The 17,937-nt window shown below is 57.5% G+C and carries 15 protein-coding genes; 12 read left to right on the top strand and 3 right to left on the bottom strand.

Going from position 1 to position 17,937, the window contains the following annotated elements; all coding sequences use genetic code 11:
• Window positions 1–34 precede the first annotated feature (34 nt).
• From ABEH87_RS00265 to flk, 3 genes are all read left to right on the top strand, one after another.
• A complete protein-coding gene (locus ABEH87_RS00265; protein WP_346572841.1) occupies window positions 35–2,599 on the top strand; it encodes a fimbria/pilus outer membrane usher protein in 2,565 nt (854 codons plus the stop codon).
• A gap of 13 nt (window positions 2,600–2,612) precedes the next feature.
• Complete coding sequence (locus tag ABEH87_RS00260; RefSeq protein ID WP_346572839.1) at window positions 2,613–3,650, top strand: fimbrial protein; 1,038 nt, start codon at window positions 2,613–2,615, stop codon at window positions 3,648–3,650.
• A gap of 143 nt (window positions 3,651–3,793) precedes the next feature.
• On the top strand, window positions 3,794–4,849 hold the full coding sequence (gene flk / locus ABEH87_RS00255) for a flagella biosynthesis regulator Flk (RefSeq protein ID WP_346572837.1): 1,056 nt from the start codon (window positions 3,794–3,796) through the stop codon (window positions 4,847–4,849).
• Between the two features lie 48 nt (window positions 4,850–4,897).
• Here flk and ABEH87_RS00250 read toward each other — a convergent pair whose 3' ends face one another.
• Both ABEH87_RS00250 and ABEH87_RS00245 read right to left on the bottom strand, forming a co-directional pair.
• Window positions 4,898–6,346 carry a sugar porter family MFS transporter gene (locus ABEH87_RS00250; protein ID WP_346572835.1) on the bottom strand — a complete coding sequence of 483 codons (1,449 nt, stop codon included), beginning with the start codon at window positions 6,344–6,346 and terminating at the stop codon, window positions 4,898–4,900.
• Between the two features lie 141 nt (window positions 6,347–6,487).
• Window positions 6,488–7,681, bottom strand: coding sequence for an MFS transporter (locus tag ABEH87_RS00245; RefSeq protein ID WP_346572833.1), 1,194 nt, complete (start codon window positions 7,679–7,681; stop codon window positions 6,488–6,490).
• A gap of 186 nt (window positions 7,682–7,867) precedes the next feature.
• Between ABEH87_RS00245 and ABEH87_RS00240 the strand changes: the two genes are divergently transcribed.
• The 9 genes from ABEH87_RS00240 to ABEH87_RS00200 all read left to right on the top strand — a co-directional run bounded on the left by ABEH87_RS00240 (window position 7,868) and on the right by ABEH87_RS00200 (window position 16,626).
• The gene (locus tag ABEH87_RS00240; RefSeq protein WP_346572831.1) at window positions 7,868–8,566 is read left to right on the top strand and encodes a hypothetical protein; all 699 of its coding nucleotides are present in this window, start codon (window positions 7,868–7,870) and stop codon (window positions 8,564–8,566) included.
• A gap of 468 nt (window positions 8,567–9,034) precedes the next feature.
• Window positions 9,035–10,021 (top strand): autoinducer 2 ABC transporter substrate-binding protein, encoded by a 987-nt coding sequence (locus tag ABEH87_RS00235; RefSeq protein ID WP_346572829.1) that lies wholly within the window; start codon window positions 9,035–9,037, stop codon window positions 10,019–10,021.
• A gap of 51 nt (window positions 10,022–10,072) precedes the next feature.
• Window positions 10,073–11,572: a sugar ABC transporter ATP-binding protein gene (locus ABEH87_RS00230; protein ID WP_346572827.1), complete on the top strand. Its 1,500-nt coding sequence runs from the start codon at window positions 10,073–10,075 to the stop codon at window positions 11,570–11,572.
• On the top strand, window positions 11,565–12,551 hold the full coding sequence (locus ABEH87_RS00225; protein WP_346572825.1) for an ABC transporter permease: 987 nt from the start codon (window positions 11,565–11,567) through the stop codon (window positions 12,549–12,551). The genes ABEH87_RS00230 and ABEH87_RS00225 overlap by 8 nt, the downstream gene beginning before the upstream one ends.
• 1 nt (window position 12,552) lies before the next feature.
• The gene (locus ABEH87_RS00220) at window positions 12,553–13,506 is read left to right on the top strand and encodes an ABC transporter permease (RefSeq protein ID WP_346572823.1); all 954 of its coding nucleotides are present in this window, start codon (window positions 12,553–12,555) and stop codon (window positions 13,504–13,506) included.
• Between the two features lie 14 nt (window positions 13,507–13,520).
• Entirely contained in the window at window positions 13,521–15,155 is a 1,635-nt protein-coding gene (locus tag ABEH87_RS00215) for an FGGY-family carbohydrate kinase (RefSeq protein ID WP_346572821.1), read from the top strand.
• Entirely contained in the window at window positions 15,155–15,757 is a 603-nt protein-coding gene (locus ABEH87_RS00210; RefSeq protein ID WP_346572819.1) for an SIS domain-containing protein, read from the top strand. The genes ABEH87_RS00215 and ABEH87_RS00210 overlap by 1 nt, the downstream gene beginning before the upstream one ends.
• 169 nt (window positions 15,758–15,926) lie before the next feature.
• Window positions 15,927–16,199 (top strand): YceK/YidQ family lipoprotein, encoded by a 273-nt coding sequence (locus tag ABEH87_RS00205; RefSeq protein ID WP_346572817.1) that lies wholly within the window; start codon window positions 15,927–15,929, stop codon window positions 16,197–16,199.
• Window positions 16,200–16,254: 55 nt separating this feature from the next.
• The gene (locus ABEH87_RS00200) at window positions 16,255–16,626 is read left to right on the top strand and encodes an MmcQ/YjbR family DNA-binding protein (RefSeq protein ID WP_346572815.1); all 372 of its coding nucleotides are present in this window, start codon (window positions 16,255–16,257) and stop codon (window positions 16,624–16,626) included.
• 57 nt (window positions 16,627–16,683) lie between these two features.
• Here ABEH87_RS00200 and fabB read toward each other — a convergent pair whose 3' ends face one another.
• Window positions 16,684–17,907 (bottom strand): beta-ketoacyl-ACP synthase I, encoded by a 1,224-nt coding sequence (gene fabB / locus ABEH87_RS00195; protein ID WP_346572813.1) that lies wholly within the window; start codon window positions 17,905–17,907, stop codon window positions 16,684–16,686.
• Between the last annotated feature and the right edge of the window lie 30 nt (window positions 17,908–17,937).

Genomic DNA, 17,937 nt, shown 5'->3' with positions numbered 1-17,937 from the left:
TTGACAATAGTCATATAATGCATGGAGAACTGATATGACCGGGGTTTTATTCCCTTTTTTTCCTGCACGCTGCGGCAATTATTCCTTTTCTACTGCGCGCAGCCTGATGGCCGCGCTATTTCTGGCAGGACTGCTGGGCTACGCCCTGCAGCGCAGCGCGATGGCTTCCGCAGATGAGGATGCTGCCATTTTTGATGCTAATTTTTTGCACCATACTTCGGATGAAATCATTGATATCAACCAGTTCAGCCACCGTAATGCTCTCCCTGCCGGTTATTATGATGTCAGGGTGATGCTGAACGAGAAATATGCCGGGGATATGCGGCTGCGGGTGAAAAAAGTCCATCACCGGTCGGTGATTTGCACGACCCGTGCGCTGATCGATCTGATCCCGCTGAAGGACGGGGAAATTGCTGCCGCGAAAATGGCAAACCTCACTGATAGCGGTAACTGCCTCGGCCTGGAATACTGGATCCCAGATGCCAGTGGGTATATCGATATCACCACGCTAAAGATGAATATCACTGTCCCGCAGGCACGACTGCGGCATCGCGCACAGAACGAGGTTGACCCTTCGCAGTGGGATCGAGGCATCAACGCGCTCATCCTGGGATATGACGCTAACTATTATCAGTCTCAGCAACAGGACAGCGCATACCGCTCTTTCTATAACGGCGACAATATTGGACTGAACTTATGGGGTTTTATGCTGCGCCATCAGGGGTCAATGAGCTGGCAGAAAGACAGCGGAAGCCACTATGTTAGTTTGCGTAACTACCTTGAGCATGACATACGTGCATGGCGATCGCGCATGGTCATTGGCGATACGGATACCAGCGGTAACCTGTTTGACAGTTTTTCCCTGCGCGGCGTGATGCTGTACAGCGACGATAATATGCTGCCAGACTCGAGGCGCGGCTATGCCCCGATGATCAGAGGGGTGGCCGATACCAATGCGCGTGTCAGCGTACGGCAGAATAATGTGCTGCTCTACGAAACGACCGTTTCCCCCGGCCCTTTCAGCATTGACGATCTCTACCCCACCGGCTACGGCGGCGATCTGACCGTGACGGTCCGGGAGTCCGACGGCAGGGTGAATCAGTTCAGAGTGCCCTACGCGGCTCTTCCACAGCGGGTCAGGCCCGGAATTACCCGCTACAGCATCAGTGCAGGCACCCTGCGCAATATGAACCTGTCAAAGCATGATGCGGTGGCACAGATGACGCTACAACGGGGTATCAGTAATTTACTGACCGGTTATGGCGGCGTATTAAGCACCCGCCACTATCATGCTTTCCTGTTGGGCGGAGCCATTGGCAGTGAATGGGGAGCACTGGCGCTGGATGCCACACAGGCACAAACCGTCACTCCCCATCACCACCTTTCCGGACAGAGCTATCGCGCCACGTACAGCAAGGAGTTTAACGCCGGCAACAGCACGGTCTCCGTGGCCGCCTGGCGATTTTCCTCTGCGGGCTACCTCGGTCTCAATGACGCCATGGTCACCCTCGATCGTGCCAGGCACCCCAGGCCTGGATCGTCTGACTATCGCGTACAGACACCTCGCAGCCGTTTATCAGCCAGCCTGTCGCAGGCCTTTCCCGACCACTGGGGGCAGCTTTATCTGACCCTCATCCGCCAGAGTTACCGGGTACAACGTAGCAAGAATAATCAGCTACAGCTGGGTTACAGCAATGCCTTCCGTAGTCTGAGCTGGTCGCTTTCCGTGAACCGTGTTCATTCACGCGATAACGAAGAAACGCAGTACACTCTGGGCCTGTCCGTCCCGCTGGGGGGAAGTTCGCCCAGAACTCATCTGAACATCAATATGAGCCACGACGCGGAGGGCATGGCCAGCCAGGCCAATATCAACAGCTCCTTTGGTGACGATCGGCAGCTGGATTATTCACTGGGCGTGCGCCATGACCGCCAGGAGCGCACCAGCGCGAACCTTGCCGCTAACTGGCACACGCCCTATACCTCACTGCAGGGCAGCGTTGAAAAAGGCCATCACAGCCACGCGTGGTCAGGTGGCTTAAATGGCTCGCTGGTGGCGCTGGCAGATGGCGTCGTCTCCAGCCCGTGGTACAGCGAAACCATGGCGCTGGTGGAGGCACCTTATGCGTCAGGGGCGAAAGTGGAAGGCCACTCAGGCCTGACGCTCAACCATCAGGGGCGGGCGCTGGTGCCTTACCTGCTCCCTTATCGCCTGAATGAAATCACGCTCGACCCGCAGCAGCTTCCGCAGGATGTTGAACTGAAAAGTACCCGTCAGCAGACCGCTCCCCTCACCGGTGCGCTGGTCCGGGTCCATTACGCAACCTCGCGCGGACGCGCGGTGCTGATTCATTCAACCCTGCCCGGCGGCAGGAGCCTGCCCTTCGGCGCAGCGGTACAGGATGCTCAGGGTAACAATCTCGGGCTGGTCGCCCAGGGCGATATGATTTACGTACGCCTGCCGACGGGCCGCTCCAGCCTGAGCGTTAAATCAGGTGACAACACGGTCTGTACGCTGTCACTGCAACTCACCCCTGAGGCGGCGCTGAAAAACGGATTTGAGCGTTTTGACCAACCCTGCCTGCCAACATCTTCCCATTGATAATGAGCCTGTCATGATGAATAACCGTCTGCTTTTACCGCTATCATGCTTCATTCTGGCGCTGTCACTGTTCAGCCCGAAAGTCGATGCCGGTTCGCTGAAATGCGCGACCGAAGTCAAAGGCGCCTTTCCTCTGATCGCGTTTACCGGCAGCAACGGCATCAAGCTGTCCTCCTCGCTGCCGGTTGGCCGGACGGTTTTCAATCAGAATTATGTCGTGAATGTCTGGTGCAGCATCAGCGATCCCCTTCAGCAGGGTGCTGAAATGGCGTTTTTCACCCGCACCACCACGCAGAAAACACTGGGCAATGGCTTAACGCTGTTCACCACGCTGAACGGCAATCGCGACAGTGAGCGCAGCGTCGTCAGTACCGGAGTGATGATTGATAATCATAATGCCGCGGCTCATAAGCCCTCCCGCACCTGGCAGCGCTTTCCGCTCAATGTCACCGTGGAAATCGTCAAAACGGCAAAAACCCCTGAGCGCCCTGAACAGGTCACCCCCATTAATTCACGCGTTCAGCTCTTCCATGTCGGGGGGGAAAGCGGGATCAGAAATGCGAAATATATGATGCTTGATGCCGCGACCGGACTGACATTCATTGCGCAGAGCTGCCATATTCAGGGGCCATCCTCGTTTAATGTCGCGCTGGGTCCGGTCAGGTTAAGGCAGCAGAAAGAACTGGGGTCCGGCATCGGTTCGACCAGCGCGGGTAAAACCTTCCTGATGGATTTTCTCTGTGATACCGCCGTTTCCGGTGAGTTCAGTGTGTTTCTGCAACTCAATGGCGTGGCCCCCGCAGGCAGAGCAACACCGGGGTTGATTGCGCTGAGCAACGACAGCAATCGCGCCACCGGGGTGGCACTGCAAATCTTGCATGCCGCCAGCGGGAGTGCCGTTGACATCGGGCAGCGCTGGCCTGTTGCTCGCTACCCGCTGAGCGGAAGCGCCATCTCCGTCCCGCTGCGGGTGCGCTACTATCAGACAGAGGAGCGCATCACGGCCGGAAAGGCCAACGGGACAATGACCTGGGTCCTGAGCTATTTTTAACGCCGCTGAATGAAAAAAAGCCGTCAGGCTGCGCGATTGTCTCCCACTTTCTCTACCTATCGCCGGGCGGGATTGTTATCATAGCGGATGACCATTCTTCTCCGGCGCTCCCCGGACGTTGACTCTGACTGAAGGACTTCGCCATGCAACCTATAAGCGGCCCCGGCGCGCCGTTACCCGGCGATCGCCCGGCGATTGACGCCCCTCCCGGCACTGTGCGCCCCGCCACCCTTTCGGCTGCGGGAACCGGCGAACAGCCGTTAACGCCAGCCCAGCGCACCACGCTGGAACGGCTGATCGTCAAAATTATGTCACTCAGTTCGCTGAAATCCGCTGAACTGTGGGCAGGCCTGCGCCATGAAGTGGGGGTCAAAAACGATGCGGGGTTACAGGCGCGTCATTTCCCGCCTGCGGAACAGTTCCTCAATACCCGCCTGTCGCAGGTGCAGAATACCCACGCCACGCGCCAGCTGCTGCAACAGCTGACCGACCTGCTGCCAACCGGCAATAACCGCCAGGCGGTGAGTGACTTTATTCGCCAGCAGTTCGGCCATACCGTGCTCAGTTCGCTCAACCCGGACCAGCTGCATCAGGTTCTGACCATGCTGCAAAATGGTCAGATGGCCATCCCGCAGCCGCAGCAGAACCGCGTTACTGACCGCTCCCTGCTGCCTGCCGAACACCAGACGCTGAATCAGCAGATTTCACGTCTGGCGGCGGCCACCGGTGAACAACCGGCTAAAATCTGGGCGTCCCTGCTGAAGGTGGTGAACCTGCACAGCGGCGACCCGATTCCGTCACGTTTCTTCCCGCTGATGAATCAGTATCTTCACGCCAGCCAGACGCTAAGCCAGCATACTGCGCCGACGCTGACGCTGCTGACCACCACGCTGAAGCAGCCGCCGGATGCCGGTGAACAGCGTATGCTTGAGGATTACAGCCAGCAGCGCTTTAACGCCACACCACAAACCCTGCTGACGCCGACCCAGACGCAGGACCTGCTGAATCAGCTGTTCAGCCGCCGCGCTGAGCGCCTGCTGGAACAGCCGCTGGCTGACAGCGAACTGAACCCGCGTCCGGTGGCTGTGCCACTGTGGGGAGCACTGCCGCCGGTGCTGCAGCCGCTGGCTAATCGCCCGGTGTTCACCGCCTTTGCGGTACTGTTCCTGCTGGTCCTGTTCCTCTGGATACTGCTTTAACTCACGCAGTCTGGCTGGCTCAGAATAGGGTTTTCTGAGCCACCAGCCTTACGCGGGCTGTTGAGTCACGCTCTTTTCACCAAATTTATCGCGCATGTGCTGCTCGATTTCCTCCAGGCTTTTTCCCCGTGTTTCAGGCAGCATAAAGGCGACAAAGGCCAGAGAACCCACGTTGATAATAGCGAAGATAAAGAAGACGTTGCTGCCGGCAAAGGCCATCAGCGGCGGGAAAGTGAACGCCACGATCGCATTGAAAATCCACTGCATCGATACCGCCGTTCCGGTGAGCGCGCCGCGTAACTGCATGGGGAAAAGCTCTGACATCAGCAGCCAGTAAACGGGGGAGATACACATTTGCATAAAGAACAGAAACAACAGAATCAGCCCCAGCGCCATGTAGCTTTGGGTTAAGCCAACCGGTACCAGCGTCATCACCAGCCCCAGCAAGACCTGAGCAGTCACGACAAAAAACAGACCGGTTATCAGCATTTTTCGGCGTGGAAAACGGCTAACCGCCCATATCCCGACAAACGTCGCCACGACCGAAACCACGCCATTCCCAATCGTCGCCGCAATAGCCGCACTGGTTCCCAGCCCGGTGGATTTGAGAATGATCGGGGTGTAATACATAAATCCGTTGACGCCGGTAAACTGAATAACGAACCCTAAACCCGTGCCAATCAACAGCAGACGTAATACCCATTTCTCCCGGATCAGGGTGCGCACGTCTGGCCCGCGCTGCGCTTTACGCGCCTGCTTTTTCATTTCACTCATTTCTTTACGGACTTCACGCGGCGTTTCACGCAGGTATTTCAGTATCTTTTTCGCCTCATGCAGTCGCCCTTCGGCCACCAGCCAGTGGGGGGAAGCAGGAACAAAAAAGGTGCCAATAAACAGCAGCAGACCGGGGATCATGGCAATCGCCAGCATGTAGCGCCAGAGATGCTGATCGTGAAGCAGGTAGCTGAGTAAGGTACTGGCGACATAAGCCACCAGCTGCCCGGTGACAATCATCAGTTCATTACGACTGACCAGCGGCGCCCTTAATTTAGGCCCGGCGATTTCGGCAATAAAGACCGGAACGGTAGCTGACCCACCGCCAACGGCAATACCGAGCAGAAAACGCATGGCGACCATCACAGGAACAGAAGGTGCGAGAGCCGTGCCGAGGGAACCCAGCACAAACAGGACGGCCAGACTGCGCAGTGTGATGCGGCGGCCAAACTTATCGGAGAAAAATCCGCTCAGGAAAGAACCCAGCGCAGCCCCGAACACCAGTGACGAAGCCACCAGCCCTTCGGTAAAGGAGGTTAACCCCAGCCCGCCCTGTGCGGCAGGCGCAGACATATAGGGTAAAGCACCGGAAATAATCCCGGTGTCGTAACCAAAGGCCAGCGCGCCCATTGTGGCCACCAGCACGACAAAGAAAATACGTTGCCGGACGGTCACCGCGCGCTGAGACTCATCGCCTGATGAGTCAGAAGAGGTTGTGTTCATAATTTCCCTGAATAATAGAAAAGTCTGTGACGCTCACTGTTGTCGTGAAGCAGCGCTAAAGGGTGAGTCGCGCTGAAAGTGTAGACTCCGTCACAGTTTTCGCCAGATTCAGGGAAAACTTAACATTTGCAGGTGCCCGGCTCAGCCGTCTGAGCTGTTGACGGCGGTACGGGAAAAGCGAAAGGTGACGGCAATCCCCACCAGCGCGCAGACAGCCCCCGCCACAAATACCGAACCATAACCCAGCGTCATGGCGAGGATCCCGGTCAGCGGCCCGCTGGCACCGTAGGCAATATCCTGAAATGCAGCAAACCCGCCAAGAGCCGTACCGCGCACCTGCGGCGCCACGCGTCTGAGCACTTCAACCCCCAGCGCCGGGAATACCAGCGAACAGCCGCAGCCGGTCAGTGCCGCACCCGCCAGCGCCATCCAGCCGTTCGATGCCGCACCCAGCAGCAGCAGTCCGCAGGCTTCCACCACCAGGGAAATCAGCGCTACGCGAATGCCTCCCAGACGATCCGGCAGCCCGCCAAACAGCACCCGCACCAGCACAAAAGCCAGCCCGAAGGCCGTCAGCGCAAATCCGGCATTACCCCACTGCTGGTCAGCAAAATAGAGCGAGGTAAAGGTTCCGATCACCGCAAATCCGGCGCCCTGCAGGGCCAGCGCCAGGCCCGGCCAGGCGATCTGCCCCACCACTTTCCACAGCGACGGTCGCTCCCCGCCGTGGACCGCCACCGCCGGCACGCCGACGTTGAATAACAGCGCCACCAGCGGCAACCCTATCGTTGCCGCGCCGAGGGCGAGAAAACCCCACTGGCTGTGCAGCCACAGGCCGATCGGTGCCCCGGCGGCCAGCGCACCGTAAATCGCCATGCCATTCCACGACATCACCTGTCCACCGCGCTTCGGTCCCACCAGCCCCATACCCCAGGTGAGATTGCCGGTCAGCAGCTGGCTTTCACCGAAGCCCAGCAGCAGCCTGCCCGCGACCAGCAGGGCAAATTTCCCCATCACCGGCAGCGGCAGCAGCGCCGCCGCCAGGTAAGCGACGCCCACCAGCGCCAGCGCCAGCATCCCCTGCAGCGTGGAACGTTTTGCGCCGCGCTGATCGGCCAGCCGCCCGGCATAGCCGCGCGTCAGCAGGGTAGCAAAAAACTGCACCCCAACCGCCAGGCCAACCATCACGTTATTCAGCCCCAGCTCGTGATGGACATACAGCGGGATCACCGGCAGCGCGAGCCCCGCCGTCAGATAGGTGATAAATACCGCTAATGAAATACGCGCAAGGGCCTGCGTTCCCTGCTGCGGGCTCCTGGTGACAGGGGTGGACATCGTCAACTTCTCCTTAGCAACCGACAGCGCAGCCTGTTCCGGTCAGCTGGCCTGAGTGAAATTTAATTTTCAAAGAAATTCAGACTGGCCAAAATATTTCACGCCGTCAATTTTTCGCGCGTGAGTATGTGAGACAGCCCGCAGTCAGGTATTATCAGGCAATATTGACTGACGGGGAACAAGGCATTGAAAAAACGGATATTCCCATTAACACTTAGCGCACTGCTGGCCAGCACTCACGCGTTTGCCGCCGAAGACGATAGCTGCCGCAACGGCTTTTTTCCAGGCTATCAGGGCGAATATCACCAGGCGGAAATCCGCGCCGGGGCGGGCCAGGTGCATTTCTATGACGACATGGACGGCTGCCCGGAAAAAGGCGAAAGCTGTGCACGGAAGGCCTATCTGGTGCCGGGCAACACGGTGCTGGTCGCGCAGACCAAACCCGGCTGGAGCTGCGTCTGGTATTTTGCCAAAAAACGCGATTTTACCAGCTGGATCCCCTCTGCCAGCCTGACCGCCATCCCGACCCGCGCCGTACGGGAAGAGGACTGGCTGGGGCAGTGGCTACCGGTGGAAGGCAACAATGCAATCGTCATTTCCCATCATGGCGACAAACTGCACGTCAGCGGCAGTGCAGACTGGCACGGCGGCACCAACAGCTACGGTGAAGAAGTGGTGCATATTGGTGAGATCGATGATGACGCCACGGTAAAGGCTAACCGCCTGACCTTTGGCATTCCTGACTCGACAAAGTATGAGTGTGGCGGCGAAATGCTGCTGATCAACGGCAATCTGGTGGTGCGCGATAACAGTAACTGCGGCGGAATGAACGTGCGTTTTGACAGCGTTTATCGCAAAGTCAGCCAGACAAAACAGACCCATTGATAAACTGACCGCCTGCGGGCGGTTTTTCCTCAGCCACTCTCCCCCCGCCTCCTGCCGTGTAATAAAATTACGTTCCCTTCTTTCCCCTCAACTGTCAGAAGATACCGACGCTGGCGCTAAAATCGTGAGTCCGATCCCATCCCGGACATATCAGCAGCAGCCAATTGCCCTTAAATCGGCATTACCGGCAGGTTACTTGCTGCATTTAGCCTCACAAATGTTAATTAATTGTTACCAATCAATTTAATTAACAAAAAAATAACTAATTACTGCTGTTTTAATCCGACAAAAAAATTAAATTTAACAAAAAATATACACAATAAATCTAATAATTTAACATTAAAAGTTATCGATCACATTTCATCACTCTGCTCAACTCTTCGCCAAAATCTTCTTGCTATCTTGAGCCGGTGGTTAATGCCACCTCTTACCTGACAAAAACAACGATTCGGATAACAAGGTACCGCTATGAAATTCAATCTCACGTTACTCAATGCATGTGTTGTTTCCGCCTGCATGTTGTTCGCTACCCCGCTGCTGGCCGCAGAAAAACATGACATTGCTCTGGTGGCCAAAGTGACCGGCATTCCATGGTTTACCCGTATGGCGGTCGGCGTGGATGAAGCCGCCAAAAAACTGGATGTGAATGCCTACCAGGTCGGTGGTTCCACCGCTGACCCGGCGCAGCAGGTGAAAGTGATTGAAGACCTGATTGCCAAAAAAGTTGACGCAATTATCGTGGTGCCCAACGACGCCAAAGTGCTTGAGCCAGTGCTGAAGAAAGCGCGCGATCAGGGCATCGTGGTGCTGACTCATGAATCGCCTGACCAGCCTATCGGCCAGTGGGATATTGAGACCATCGACAGCGTAAAATATGCTGAAAAGAACATGGATGAACTGGCCAGCAGCATGGGCGGTAAAGGGGGCTATGCCATCTACGTCGGTTCACTGACCGTGCCGCTGCATAATGCCTGGGCCGATGCGGCGATTAAGTATCAGAAAGAAAAATATCCTGAGATGCATGAGGTAACCTCGCGTCTGCCGGTAGCAGAAAGTATCGATAAGTCCTACGCCACCACGCTCGATCTGATGCGTACCTATCCTGACCTGAAGGGCATTATCGGCTTCGGCTCACTCGGGCCAATCGGTGCCGGACAGGCGGTGAAAAGCAAGCGGGCGAAAAATAAAATTGCCGTCGTCGGCATCGCCATGCCTGCCCAGGCCGCCCCGTATCTGGCCAGCGGTGATATTAAAAAAGCCCTGCTGTGGGACCCGAAAGATGCCGGATTTGCCCTGGTAAGCCTGGCTGACCAGCTGCTGGACGGCAAGCAGGTCACCCCGGACCTGACGATTGACGGTCTGGGTAAAGCCGATGTGGATATGGAACACCATGTGATTCGCTTTAACCGCATCCTTGAAGTGACCAAAGATAACGCGAAATCCCTCGGCTTCTGATCGTATTGGGCCAGTCTCTGCTGGCCCTTATCCACTCCAGGATACTGAATTATGTCCACGCAAATACCGTTTATCTCACTGGAAAACATCAGCAAATCGTTTCCGGGCGTCCGCGCGCTGGATAACGTATCGCTGACGCTCAACCGTGGTGAAGTGCACTGCCTGGCCGGACAGAACGGCTGCGGTAAAAGCACGCTGATCAAAGTGATCTCCGGGGTCTATCAGCCGGATAAAGGCTCGCATATCAGCATTGACGGTAAGCTGCTGAGCCATCTCACGCCGTCACTTTCGGCTTACTACGGTATTCAGGTCATCTACCAGGATCTGTCGCTGTTCCCCAACCTGTCTGTGATGGAAAACATCGCCGCCCATCGCTATCTGCCAGGCGGCAACTTCTGGGTTAACCGCCGGGCGATGCGCCAGCTGGCGCAGGAAACGATGGCACGCATTGGCGTACAGCTGGATCCGGCGCGCAAGGTTGAAAAACTGTCGATTGCCGACCGCCAGCTGGTCGCCATCTGTCGGGCGCTGGCGGCTGATGCCAGCCTGGTGATCATGGATGAACCCACGGCCTCACTGACCCGTCACGAAGTGAACGGCCTGCTGCGGGTGGTCAGTGAACTGAAAGCCGCCGGGATCTGCGTGGTGTTCGTCAGCCATAAGCTGGATGAGGTGATGGAGGTCTCCGACCGCATCAGTGTGATCCGCGATGGCAAACTGGTGGACACCTTTGCCGCCAGCAAGCTGGATAGCGACGATCTGGCATACCTGATGACCGGGCAGCGCTTCAGCTTCAGCCACCTGCCGGAACGCGCTGATGTCAGCGAAACCCCGCTGCTGGAAGTGCGCCAACTTTCCCGACGCAATCAGTATCAGCAGATCAATTTGCAGCTGAGAAGCGGCGAGATCACCTCGATTGTTGGCCTGTTGGGCGCCGGACGCACTGAACTCTGTCTGTCGCTGTTTGGCATTACGCGGCCCGACAGCGGCGAGATCATCATCGACGGCAAACCGGTAACGCTGCGCAGCAACCGCGATGCCATCCGCCACGGTATTGCCTACGTGTCGGAAGACCGGCAGACCGAAGGGCTGATTATGTCACAGTCGATCTTCGACAATCTGCTGGTACCGATTTTCTCCCGACTGCGCAACCGGTTAGGGCTGATGGACCGCGATGAAGCGCGTCAGCAGGCTTCGAAGCTGATCCGCGAGCTGAACATCAAAGTGTCTGACAGTCAGCTGGCCGTACAGACGCTGTCCGGCGGCAACGCACAGCGTGTGGCGATTGGTAAATGGGTCGCTACCCGACCGAAAGTGCTGATCCTCGACTCCCCTACCGTGGGCGTTGATATCGCCAATAAAGAGGGGATCTATCGCATTGCCCGCGAGCTGGCCGAGTCCGGTATGGCGGTGCTGATGATCTGCGATGAGATCCCGGAAGCTTATTACAACAGCCACCGCGTGCTGGTGATGCGTAAAGGTAAACTGGTCGCCAGTTTCGCCCCTCATCAGTGCCGCGAAGAGGAGATTGCCGGGGTGGTCAATGAATAACAAATTACGTCACCTCGTCAGCCAGCACGAGTTCTGGCTGGGTATGCTGATTGTGTTACTGGCGCTGGGCCTCAGCCTGCGCACTAACGAGTTTCTCACCCTGGGCAACCTGACCGACGTTGCCACCAGCTATGCCATCCTCGGCATTCTGGCCTGCGGGCTGTTTGTGGTGCTGATTGCCGGAGGCATTGATATCTCGTTCCCGGCCATGACGGCGATTGCACAGTATGTGATGGCCAGTACCATGCTGGCGCACGGCGGCAACCTGTTCAGCGCCTTTGCCATTGCTATCGGCTGCGGGCTGCTGCTGGGTATGCTCAACGGCCTGCTGGTTTATCTGCTGCGGGTGCCGGCGATCATAATCACCATCGCCACGCTGAACCTGTTTTACGGCCTGCTGGTCTGGGTCACCAACGGCACATGGCTGTACGGTTTCCCTGACTGGTTTATGAACGGGATTAACTGGTTTTCCTTCACCGCCGCCGACGGCTACGAATATGGTCTGACGCTGCCGCTGTTCTGTCTGCTGGCGGTGTTTATCCTGACCGGGGTGCTGATGAACTTTACCCGCATCGGGCGGCAGATTTATGCGATGGGCGGCAGCCGCGAGTCGGCTTCGCGTCTGGGCATTAACCTGCGCAGTCTGCATCTGACGGTTTACGGTTACATGGGGGTACTGGCCGGTGTGGCCGCGGTGGTGCAGGCGCAAACCACGCAGTCCGTCGCGCCCAACTCACTGGTTGGCTACGAGCTGACGGTGCTGGCAGCGGTGGTGCTGGGCGGGGCCAGTATGAGCGGCGGTCGCGGGACGCTGACGGGAACGCTGCTGGGCGTGCTGCTGCTCGCCTTCCTGCAAAACGGCCTGACGCTGCTGGCGGTGTCGTCTTACTGGCATATGGTGTTTAGCGGCATCATTATTCTGGTCAGCGTCAGCGCCACGGCCTGGAATGAAAAACACCAGCGGGCAAAGGGGAACTGAGATGCAAACATTACTGAATAAACTGCCGGGCGACCGCATTATCCGGCTCCAGGTGCTGATGCTGGTGGCGGTGCTGGTGCTGTTTTCCCTGACGCTGGGTGGGCGCTTTTTCAGCGCCGGTAATTTCCAGTCGATTGCCAGCCAGCTGCCGGTGCTGGGGCTGCTGGCGCTGGGGATGGGCGTGACCATGCTGACGGGCGGAATTAATCTGTCGATTATTGCCAGCGCCAACGCCTGCTCGCTGCTGATGGCGGCGCTGATTGTTGCGCACCCTGACCAGCCGCAGTGGATTGCTCTGGCTCTGCTGGCCGGGCTGGCCCTGGCAGTGGTGATTGGCGTGGTCAATGGCGTGCTGATAGCCGTGATTGGCGTCTCGCCGATCCTCGCGACGCTGGGCACCATGACGCTGATTGCCGGGCTGAATATTCTGCTGTCGAACGGCGCAGTGATCTCCGGCTTCCCACCGCTGATACAGATGCTGGGCAACGGCGATATCGCCGGAGTGCCGCTCTCCCTGCTGTTGTTCCTGGGCGTCGCCGCGCTGATGTGGCTGCTGCTGGAACGCACCACGCTGGGACGCACCATTCTGCTGCTGGGCAGTAACGAAAAGGCCACGCGCTTCAGCGGGGTCAATACCACCCGCGTCACTATCGTGGTGTATGTGCTGTCGGCACTGATGAGCTGGGGTGCTGCCCTGCTGATGATGTCGATGTTCAACTCTGCCAAGGCAGGCTACGGCGAGTCCTGGCTGCTGGTGACCATCCTTGCCTCCGTGCTGGGTGGCATCAACCCGGACGGGGGGTTCGGGCGCATTCCCGGCCTGATTCTGGCGCTGATTGTGCTACAGATGCTGGAGAGTGGACTGAATCTGCTGGGAGTGAGCAGCTACCTCACTATGGCCCTTTGGGGTGGTGTACTGATCCTGTTTATTGCGTTGCAACATCGCAGAACCTGAGACTGAGGATAAAAATGGCGAGCTATTACATTGGTGTGGATGTGGGAACCGGCAGCGCACGCGCAGGCATTTTTGATGTAACCGGGCGCATGATGGGCCAGGCGAGCCGTGAGATCGCACTGTTTCGCCCGCAGGCCAATTTTGTCGAGCAGTCCTCTGACAATATCTGGCAGGCGGTATGCCAGGCGGTACGTGATGCGATTAATCAGACCAATATCAATCCGGTGCAGATAAAAGGCCTGGGATTTGATGCCACCTGCTCGCTGGTGGTGCTGGATAAAGAAGGCCAGCCGCTGACGGTCAGCCCGTCCGGACGCAGCGAGCAGAATATTATTGTGTGGATGGATCACCGCGCGATTGTGCAGGCGGAACGCATCAACGCCTTAAAACACCCGGTGCTGGACTACGTAGGCGGGGTGATCTCCCCGGAGATGCAGACGCCCAAACTGCTGTGGCTGAAACAGCATATGCCGTCCAGCTGGCAGAACGTCGGTCACCTGTTTGACCTGCCCGACTTTCTGACCTGGCGTGCCACCGGCGATGTCACCCGATCCGTCTGCTCGCTGGTGTGTAAGTGGACCTGGCTGGCGCATCAGGACGGCTGGGATGCCAGCTACTTTAACCAGATCGGACTTGAGGATCTGCTGGAGCACGACGCGGCAAAAATTGGCAGCGATGTAAAAAGCATGGGTCAACCGCTGGGGCGCGGACTGACTCAGCGCGCCGCCAGCGAGCTGGGCCTGCTACCCGGCACACCGGTCAGCGCTTCAATTATTGATGCCCATGCCGGGAGCCTGGGAACGCTGGGTGCCGCCGGGCCTTCCGGCGAACTGGCCGACTTTGACCGCCGCATTGCGCTCATTGGCGGCACTTCGACCGGGCATATGGCTATCTCACGCGAGCCGCGCTTTATTAAAGGTGTGTGGGGGCCATACTATTCGGCGGTACTGCCCGACTTCTGGCTGAACGAGGGCGGCCAGTCGGCCACCGGGGCGCTGATCGATCATGTGATCCAGTCACACCCCTGCTATATCCAGCTGCGCGATCAGGGGAAAAGCCAGGGTAAAACCATTTACGAAGTGCTGAACGACCTGCTACGTACTATGGCAGGTGAAGCGGATAAAATCGCCTTTCTGACGCGTGATATCCATATGCTGCCTTACTTCCACGGCAACCGGTCTCCGCGCGCCAATCCGAATCTGACCGGGATCCTGACCGGGCTGACGCTGTCGCGCACCCCGGAAGATATGGCCCTGCATTACCTGGCGACCATTCAGGCGATTGCCCTGGGCACCCGGCATATTATTGAAACGATGAATCAGACCGGCTACAGCATCGACACGATTATGGCCAGCGGCGGCGGCACTAAAAATCCTGTCTTCGTACAGGAACACGCTAACGCCTCAGGCTGCACCATGCTGCTGGCCGAGGAGAGCGAGTCGATGCTGCTGGGTAGCGCGATGATGGGCACCGTGGCGGCAGGGGTTTATGACTCGCTGCCGGAAGCCATGAACGCGATGAGCCGCATCGGGAAAACCGTGACGCCGCAGACCAACGAGATTAAACGCTATTACGATCGTAAGTACCGCGTGTTCCGCGAGCTGTATCACGACCACATGAAATATCAGCAGATGATGCAGGAGGCCTGATGACGCCGGAACAGAGCTGGCAACAGGCCAGCGCAGGCTGGGACACCTACCGCCAGGCGCTGGCCGCGCTGGAAACGCAGCTTGACCGTCAGCAGTGGCTGGGGGTGCTGAATGCCCTGGCCACCTGTCGCGGTAAAATTGCCGTGACCGGCATCGGCACCTCCGGCATTGCGGCGCGTAAAATCGCCCACATGCTGGCCTGCATTGAACACCCCGCCATCTGGTTAAGCGCCGCCGATGCTGCCCACGGCGATATCGGTTTTCTGCGCGACGGCGACGTGCTCATTATGCTGTCGCGCGGCGGTAACTCCGATGAGCTGACGCGGCTGCTGCCGACGGTGAAAGCCAGAGGCTGCACCCTGGTAAGCGTGACCGAGAACGCGGAGTCGGCTATTGCTGGCGCCGCCGATCTGCCGCTGTTGATGCCGAAATCACAGGAGATCGACCCGCTGAATATGCTGGCGACAACCTCGATTATCAGCGTACTGGCCGTATTCGATGCGATGGTCGCCGTGCTGATGACCCGCAGCGGTTACAGCAAAGAGACGCTGCTGGCGGTCCACCCTGGAGGAAATGTCGGGAAAGTGCTGCGCGAGGAGTAGCAAGGATGCTTAGCGCCGTCACGCAAACCTGATGCTGCTACGCCTCGAACAGGCTCCGGATTGATTAAAAATCGCCCGGGCCTTTTCTCTCATCCCGCACTTAACATCCGCCCCTCTCTCGTCCTTTCCCTTACCCTGTCAAAGATTTTAATCTGCAGGGACAACCATCATGTTAAGGAAAACACGCCTCACTCTCGCCATGCTACTGCTTAGCGGCTGTGCCACTATCACCAGCCACACCGTCGGCGAAAACCCTAAAAACTCTTTCTACGCGGGGACGCAGCTCGACTTCAACATGCTGCATGACTGCTTCTGGTGCTGGCTCGATCTCCCGGTTTCTGTCGTGGCGGATACGCTGATGCTGCCGTTTGATACCTGGCACTATTACCACACGCCGGAAACCTCAGAACAGACGAAGAATTCACCGCCGCCGGTGAAGTAAACGCCCCCTTTGTGCTAGCCTGCGGGATATAGAAATATCCTTAAGGAGAGTGACAGTGGACGGACAGCAGATACAGAATATCGCCAGAAAAGTCGCGCAGGAGCAACCTGAAGCAGAGCTTTGTTATCCGTTTGGTCCGGAGTATGAAGTGTTTAAAGTGCGCGGAAAAATGTTTGTCTTGATGTCGCAGGTGCGCGGTGAACCGATTGTGAACCTCAAGTGTCGCCCGGAAGAAGGCGAGCTGCACCGGGCGATCTACGACAGCATTCACGCCGGCTATCACATGAATAAACGCCACTGGATTTCACTTTACGCGGGTGAACAGATAACGGAAGGATTAGTGAAGCAGCTGGTCGAAGAGTCTTACGATCGGGTGGTGGCCGCCATGCCGAAACGGCAGCGTCCGCTGGCGCTGAGGCAGGAATAGCGCACAAAACAAAGGGGCGACAGATGTCGCCCCTTTGCAGCACTGCGCGATGGCAAATTATGCCAGCTTGCGCATGACCAGCGTGGCGTTGGTGCCGCCGAAGCCGAAGCTGTTAGACATCACGGTGGTCAGCTTACGTTCAGTTGGCGTGGTCACGATATCCAGGCCTTCTGCTGCCGGGTCCAGCTCGTCAATGTTGATGCTTGGCGCAACAAAGCCGTGCTCCAGCATCAGCAGGGAATAGATCGCTTCCTGCACGCCAGCGGCACCGAGTGAGTGACCCGTCATCGCTTTTGTTGCCGACATGGCCGGAGTTTTGTCCGGGAAAACAGCACGGATAGCGCCCAGCTCTTTCACATCGCCGACTGGCGTTGACGTACCGTGGGTGTTCAGGTAATCGATAGGCGTATCCACGCCTTCCATTGCCATACGCATGCAGCGCATTGCGCCTTCACCTGATGGCGCCACCATATCCGCGCCGTCAGAGGTCGCGCCGTAGCCGACGATCTCTGCGTAGATATGGGCGCCACGCGCCAGGGCGTGTTCCAGTTCTTCAACCACTACCATGCCGCCGCCGCCTGCGATGACGAAGCCGTCACGGCTGGTGTCATAGGTACGGGAGGCTTTTTCCGGGGTTTCGTTGTATTTGGTGGACAGTGCGCCCATCGCGTCGAACTCACAGGACATTTCCCAGCACAGCTCTTCGCCGCCGCCAGCAAACACGATATCCTGTTTGCCCAGCTGGATCTGCTCAACCGCGTTACCGATGCAGTGTGCAGATGTCGCACAGGCTGAACTGATGGAGTAGTTCACGCCGTGAATTTTAAACGGTGTCGCCAGGCAGGCAGACACGCCGGATGCCATCGCTTTGGTAACCATATAAGGGCCAACGCCGCGCAGACCTTTGGCACGCATGCCGTCAACGCTGGCAGCCTGATAGAACGGTGAACCACCGCCAGAACCGGCAACCAGGCCCACGCGTGGGTTGTTCTGGTATTGCTCATCGGTCAGGCCAGCATCTTTCACCGCATCCTGCATTGAAAGGAAAGCATAAATTGACGCATCGCTCATGAAACGCAGCATTTTGCGGTCGATACGGGCTGAAATATCGTCTTTCGTTAACTTAACGTTACCCCAGACGTGACTACGCATACCGGAATCTTTCAGTTCCTGCGAGAAGGTAATACCAGAGCGACCTTCACGTAATGATGCCAGAACTTCCTCTTGGTTATTACCAATACTGGAAACGATCCCTAGGCCAGTAATCACAGCACGTTTCATTCAATACCTCTTTCACTTCTAATTAGGATT

The sequence above is a fragment of the Erwinia sp. Eh17-17 genome, from assembly GCF_039675725.1.
Taxonomy (GTDB): Bacteria; Pseudomonadota; Gammaproteobacteria; order Enterobacterales; family Enterobacteriaceae; genus Erwinia.
Note: the sequence above shows the minus strand (reverse complement) of the source record. Positions and strands in the feature narration are given on the sequence as shown.

Coding starts and splice junctions, on each gene's coding strand:
- ABEH87_RS00215 (WP_346572821.1), top strand. CDS start 13,521: ATGGCGAGCTATTACATTGGTGTGGATGTGGGAACCGGCAGCGCACGC.
- ABEH87_RS00235 (WP_346572829.1), top strand. CDS start 9,035: ATGAAATTCAATCTCACGTTACTCAATGCATGTGTTGTTTCCGCCTGC.
- ABEH87_RS00250 (WP_346572835.1), bottom strand. CDS start 6,346: ATGAACACAACCTCTTCTGACTCATCAGGCGATGAGTCTCAGCGCGCG.
- flk (WP_346572837.1), top strand. CDS start 3,794: ATGCAACCTATAAGCGGCCCCGGCGCGCCGTTACCCGGCGATCGCCCG.
- ABEH87_RS00230 (WP_346572827.1), top strand. CDS start 10,073: ATGTCCACGCAAATACCGTTTATCTCACTGGAAAACATCAGCAAATCG.
- fabB (WP_346572813.1), bottom strand. CDS start 17,907: ATGAAACGTGCTGTGATTACTGGCCTAGGGATCGTTTCCAGTATTGGT.
- ABEH87_RS00220 (WP_346572823.1), top strand. CDS start 12,553: ATGCAAACATTACTGAATAAACTGCCGGGCGACCGCATTATCCGGCTC.
- ABEH87_RS00205 (WP_346572817.1), top strand. CDS start 15,927: ATGTTAAGGAAAACACGCCTCACTCTCGCCATGCTACTGCTTAGCGGC.
- ABEH87_RS00245 (WP_346572833.1), bottom strand. CDS start 7,681: ATGTCCACCCCTGTCACCAGGAGCCCGCAGCAGGGAACGCAGGCCCTT.
- ABEH87_RS00265 (WP_346572841.1), top strand. CDS start 35: ATGACCGGGGTTTTATTCCCTTTTTTTCCTGCACGCTGCGGCAATTAT.
- ABEH87_RS00260 (WP_346572839.1), top strand. CDS start 2,613: ATGATGAATAACCGTCTGCTTTTACCGCTATCATGCTTCATTCTGGCG.
- ABEH87_RS00225 (WP_346572825.1), top strand. CDS start 11,565: ATGAATAACAAATTACGTCACCTCGTCAGCCAGCACGAGTTCTGGCTG.
- ABEH87_RS00210 (WP_346572819.1), top strand. CDS start 15,155: ATGACGCCGGAACAGAGCTGGCAACAGGCCAGCGCAGGCTGGGACACC.